We start from the raw sequence: 2,964 nt of genomic DNA, 5'->3' as shown, positions 1-2,964 counted from the left end.
CCGTTAGTACGCTGCGCTCCGGGTCACGCGAAACCACCGTTTTCGGCACGTCATCTTCTGAATGTCGATCGGCCCTAGGCGTGCAATCCCTGCATCTGGTGGATCGGGTCGACGATGAAGAGATCTGGCGCTGACGTCCAAAACTTGGCGATATGCTCGTAGGGTGTGAGGCCGCCGAGCGTTTTGAGCCGGCGGGCGAAGTTGTAGGCCGCCACTGCCAAAGAGCACCTGACGCGATCAGGCGGTGTTGCGATTGCGCGGCTGTTCGGCGAACTGGATGCCATGGGCGGTCAGGATCGTGTGGATGCAGTAGGGCACGGCTTTCAGTTGGCGATCGAGGAACACCCATGCTGTCCGCCTCCATGGCGCCGGGGCCGCTCGGGCCGATGACGACTTCGGCCCGCCTGGCTCAGCTCGGATGCGCGGCGCTGTCTGCGGCATCCTGCGTATCCTCGGTCGGAATGGTCTCGTCCGCCGTCAGCGCCGGAGCGGATGCGCCGGCTCCCTGATCGTCCTCGGCAAGGCGCATCTGCTCGTAGGCGACCTCGAGGTCCGCCACTCCCGAGCCGGTCGGTTGCATCGGCAGGTCGCCGTAGCTCTGGGGCTCATGGTTCGTATCGGTCACATCGGACATGTCACACTCCTGAGGGTTCTGCACAGGCACAACGTTCGACACCGACTTCCGCCCAATGGAGGCGCGCATGACGGGGGCCGGCTGCATCCATTTGAGCGCCAAGGCCGCGTCGGATGCGACGATCCAGCCCGTACGCAAGCCAGACGTACGTCCGCGTTGTTCGCAACGTTATCCGCTCATCGCATCATCCTTGATAAGCAACGCTCTGCCGTCGCAAAACGCGTGCTGTCATGAATCACCATCAATACCCGGCCCGCATATCGGACCTGCCGCGCGAGCAGCGCCTCGCCGCTTTGTACCAGCGTTCGGCCGAGGCACGCGCGCGCTGGCAGGCGGATCGTGTTCGGCCGGAATCGCTATGGGCGCGCCTATTCGGGTAACCGTCAAGCGGCGTTCGCATGACGCCCCTGCCCCCGTTTGCCTCCTATATGGTCGATGGGGTGAGAGCTTCAAACGTGGGTGGCGCAGCGCAGCCTCGCTAACGGTCGGAGCCTGTCATGCACCGCAACCGCCGCTGACGCCGCCGTTCGCTGGAATGGCTGTTGGCGGCGCTGTAAGGATGGTGACCGTCCATAACGGCTCGGCATCGCAACGCCACCGGCAGCGATCAACGCGTGGCCAACACCGGGCTGTTGGCCTGTGCCATCGCCTCGACGGCCGCAAGCTCGATCGGCGTCAGGCCCGCTAGACGGTCGCGCACCGCGGCATCCATTGCGTTTACATCGGTAGCGATCGTGCGTCCGTCAGTCGGACGGGCGGCCCCGAAGAGGCCCAGCTTCATACGGCTCATATTGTCCCCGGATAGCGCGGCGGATCGGACGTCCGCGCGCGCATCGTACAATTCCAATCCGGTCAGGAGGTTCCGGCATGCTTTGGTGCTGGCGGAGAACGGAGGCAGAGTTGTGGATTGCGACGCCAACGGAGTGGCCTGACTTTTGTCAGGTGCCGCCTGTTCTCGGCTTGCGCTAACCCGCCCCCTTTCAGCATCGTGGCTCAAGGCCCCGCCGCAGCGATCAACGGACTGGTTGGAAACAATATCGATGCGCATCCGGAACAACGATAGGGGGGTGGCTTTTTATCGTCGTCACCGGGAGAGCCTCATGATCCGCCGTCAGATTGCCGTTTTGCTAACCAGCGCACTCCTGCTTGCATCCGCCACGCCTGTCGTCGCGCAGAATGCGGTGCGCTCGATCTCGGCAACGGATAAGGCGCAAGGGAGCCAGGCCCATCCGCAGCTGCTCGCGGAATTCGGCGGCGCCTATAAGGGGCCCCAGGCCGCGTTCGTGGAACGCGTCGGCAAGCGTGTCGCCGTCCAGTCCGGCCTGTCGAACGCAGGCAGCGATTTCACCGTCACCCTGCTGGATTCGCCGGTGGAGAACGCCTTCGCCATTCCGGGCGGCTATATCTACGTTACCCGCCAGTTGCTTGCGCTGATGACGTCGGAGGCTGAGCTCGCCTCGGTGATGGGGCATGAAGTCGGCCATGTCGCCGCGCGTCATGCCGCCGCGCGTAACACGCGTGCGACGATCGGCGGTCTGCTCGCACGGGGTGTCAGCCTGGCCACGAAGAACGACCTCGCCTCCCGCGTCGTCGGCACGGGCGCGCAGCTCTACACGCTGAAATACGGGCGCGATCAGGAGTATCAGGCCGATGCCCTTGGCGTCCGTTACATCACGGCGGCCGGCTATTCGCCATATGCCTCCGCAGACATTCTGGCCGCGCTGGACGAATCGACCGGGCTGACGGCGCAGGCCAGCGGGACTGCACGGTCTGCGCCGACGTGGGCATCGACGCATCCAAACGGAGCCGATCGCGTGCAGCGTGCAGCGGCGCTCGCCAAGGCCACTGGCAAGCCAGAAGCCGCCATCGCACAGGATACGGCGTTCCTGCGTATGCTCGATGGCCTGCCCTATGGCGACGGTAAGCAGGGGCGCCAGGTCGTCCGGATCGTGACCGTCGGTACACGGGACACGATCGATACGTTGAGCCAGCGCATGGCGGTCGCCGACAGCAAGCGCGAACGCTTTCTCTTGATAAACGGTCTGCCGGCTGACGAGCCGCTGAAGCCCGGCACACTCGTCAAGCTGGTGGTTGCGGCGTAATTTCGGACACGCTGATCGGCGGGGCTCCGGTCGTGAGAGACCGGTGAGCGGGTGATTGCGCGTTTCTTCTGGCGAACGGCAGCCGCGCGGTTTCTTGTTTCGTTGCCGTAAGGATCGCGGGCGGAGCGCAACACTCGGCGTGTCATCGAAAAGTGTGGATCGGCGTGGAAAAAGGACCCCGGTAGCGGGGTGATCGGCGTCGAAAAAGGACCCCTCATCCCGGTGGTC

General features: G+C 64.5%; 3 protein-coding genes and 1 pseudogene. 1 reads left to right on the top strand and 3 read right to left on the bottom strand.

The annotated features are described in order from the left end of the window. Nucleotides 1-74 precede the first annotated feature (74 nt). The 3 genes and pseudogenes from AC1RTO_RS19280 to AC1RTO_RS19270 form a co-directional block, all read right to left on the bottom strand. Nucleotides 75-215 (bottom strand): annotated as a pseudogene (locus AC1RTO_RS19280) (IS481 family transposase); the annotation flags it as partial. Nucleotides 216-409: 194 nt separating this feature from the next. Beyond that, entirely contained in the window at nt 410-634 is a 225-nt protein-coding gene (locus tag AC1RTO_RS19275; protein WP_493162457.1) for a hypothetical protein, read from the bottom strand. Nucleotides 635-1,241: 607 nt separating this feature from the next. Continuing rightward, entirely contained in the window at nt 1,242-1,682 is a 441-nt protein-coding gene (locus tag AC1RTO_RS19270; protein WP_493162456.1) for a hypothetical protein, read from the bottom strand. A gap of 52 nt (nt 1,683-1,734) precedes the next feature. Here AC1RTO_RS19270 and AC1RTO_RS19265 point away from each other — a divergent pair, with 52 nt between their 5' ends. Beyond that, nucleotides 1,735-2,736: a M48 family metalloprotease gene (locus tag AC1RTO_RS19265; protein ID WP_493162455.1), complete on the top strand. Its 1,002-nt coding sequence runs from the start codon at nt 1,735-1,737 to the stop codon at nt 2,734-2,736. Nucleotides 2,737-2,964: the final 228 nt, after the last annotated feature.

The sequence above is a fragment of the Sphingomonas sp. GW821-FHT10F09 genome, assembly GCF_058809195.1.
This window is presented reverse-complemented; position numbering and strand designations above follow the sequence as displayed.

Excerpts from the sequence above, each read along its gene's own strand:
- AC1RTO_RS19275 (WP_493162457.1), bottom strand. The coding sequence starts at position 634 with ATGTCCGATGTGACCGATACGAACCATGAGCCCCAGAGCTACGGCGAC.
- AC1RTO_RS19265 (WP_493162455.1), top strand. The coding sequence starts at position 1,735 with ATGATCCGCCGTCAGATTGCCGTTTTGCTAACCAGCGCACTCCTGCTT.
- AC1RTO_RS19270 (WP_493162456.1), bottom strand. The coding sequence starts at position 1,682 with ATGCGCATCGATATTGTTTCCAACCAGTCCGTTGATCGCTGCGGCGGG.